The sequence below is a fragment of the Rhodococcus sp. (in: high G+C Gram-positive bacteria) genome, from assembly GCF_049286785.1.
GTDB lineage: Bacteria > Actinomycetota > Actinomycetes > Mycobacteriales > Mycobacteriaceae > Rhodococcus_F.
The window spans coordinates 1-1,753 of the sequence record NZ_JBAQEO010000246.1 but is presented as its reverse complement, the minus strand read 5'-3'; the positions used below and the strand labels follow the sequence as shown (position 1 = coordinate 1,753).

The 1,753-nt window shown below is 61.4% G+C and carries 1 protein-coding gene; it reads right to left on the bottom strand.

The window, feature by feature from the left end:
- Positions 1-1,753: type ISP restriction/modification enzyme (locus tag WAW17_RS10145; RefSeq protein ID WP_422332856.1), on the bottom strand; the 1,753-nt coding region annotated here is incomplete at both ends.

The window sequence follows — 1,753 nt, the reverse complement described above, 5'->3', positions numbered from 1 at the left end:
ATGGTGGTGCGGTCGTCCGCGTTTTTCCCGGTCGCCGGGTCCTTCTTCTTGCCCCACTTCATCTTCGACACCCGCCACGTCTCGCGGTCACCCGAGTCCGCTCCAGGCTTGAGCTGCACGTCGACTTCGTACGGTGCGACAGTCTCGTAGTTCACGTGCAGGTCGGCAAGGCTGCGGCCGGCGGTGGCGAGCTGCTCGAACCGCTCTCGCGTCTCGGGAGTTGAGATGTGGGGCAGCATTTTCTTTAGGTCAGCCGCGTACGTTTCGCGGTACGCGGGATCGTGGAGCAGGCCGTAGATGTAGTAAAAGATGTCGTCCTTGGTGACCTGGTCGCCTATCGCGCCACTGTAGAGCGCGAGTACGCCGTCGGTGATGTTGTCGACACGGCGGTAGCCGTACTCGTCGACCTCGGCATCGTCGGTGGATGCGAAATTGAGTTCTCCGTCGACGGATTCAGCCTTGACGTAAGTCCAGCGGGGGAAGAACTGGCCGGTGTCGAGCAGGTGCAGGTTCGGTAGCAGGTCCGTTATAAACGGTGTGAATTCGAAGTGCGAGGCTGGCGCAGTTAGCACAATCCCCAAGTTCGAATGGTGTGCGGTCGGAAAGATAGACGGAAGCTGTGATCGCTCGTGGTTCAGGTGGCCGTCGAAGTAGGTGTGCTGCTTGCTGAACGGCCGGTAGAGGCCCACAACATGTCCATCAGAGCGGTGTGCGATCTGTGTTTTACGGGCAAGATGCGTGCGGAGGCTCCGAGACCATTTGATGAAGTCCGCTTGTGCAGCATGTGGGTTCGTTGTGAGGTACCCAGTGACGGTGGCTTCGTTCGGGCGGGTAGCACCGGCAGCGCGGCAGTAGGCGGCGAAGGGTGCGTGCTGGGTGTTGTAGTTGTCGATCAGTTGGCGCACGTTCGCGGTGAGCTTGGCACGCGAAGAATTGGACACCCAGGTGTCGCGGTTTGTTTGCAGCCCCGCCGAAAAGGTGGAGAAGACCGTAACCTGGTCCTTGCTGGCGTTCTTGTCGCCGATCGCTGGCCAGGTTTCGAAATCGTCGTTGCGTTGGCTGGTCCAGTCCCCGTGCGTGTTCGGAGTAATGGTTTGCCAGTCGATGGTGTCGAGGGCGCCGTCATCGATGATGCGGAGTTTGTCCTCTCGGGTGAGGTAGTCGCCGATGTCGCGGTAGAAGATCTCGCAGGCGTCGGTGTGGGCGGGATTCTTGACACCGATGAGGATCGCGATCGTTGCCCGGCTGCCGGACCCAAATGTCTGGCCGCCTTCCTTGCGGGCTTGTTCCCCCGATGTCCGCGTGTTGCCGCGGAGGTTGTAGACGTAGATGCGGGAGTATTCGTCCGCGAGTGAGAGGCGGATGCCGTCGCAGCTGTTCGCTTCGATCCAGCCGCCGTTGGAGACGAACGCGACCACACCGGCGTTGCCGATGCGGTCGGTGGCCCACCGGAACGCTCGAACGTAGGAGTCGTACAGGTTGCGCTTCAGTCCCGCTGTCGAGCGCCTGGCAAAGGTCTTCTCGATACGTCTGTCCAAGGTCGGGTAGGCGATGTTGGCGTTGAGGTCGTTCGCGCTGGTCTGCCCGACCGAGTAAGGGGGATTGCCGACGACGACGTTGATGGGGGTGGCGAGCTGACGGACGATGCGATCGTTGTTCTGGGGGAACATGACCGCGTCGAGGCTGTCGCCGTCCTCGGTGATCTGGAACGTGTCGGCGAGCACGATCCCCTCGAACGGGGTGTACGTCGCCG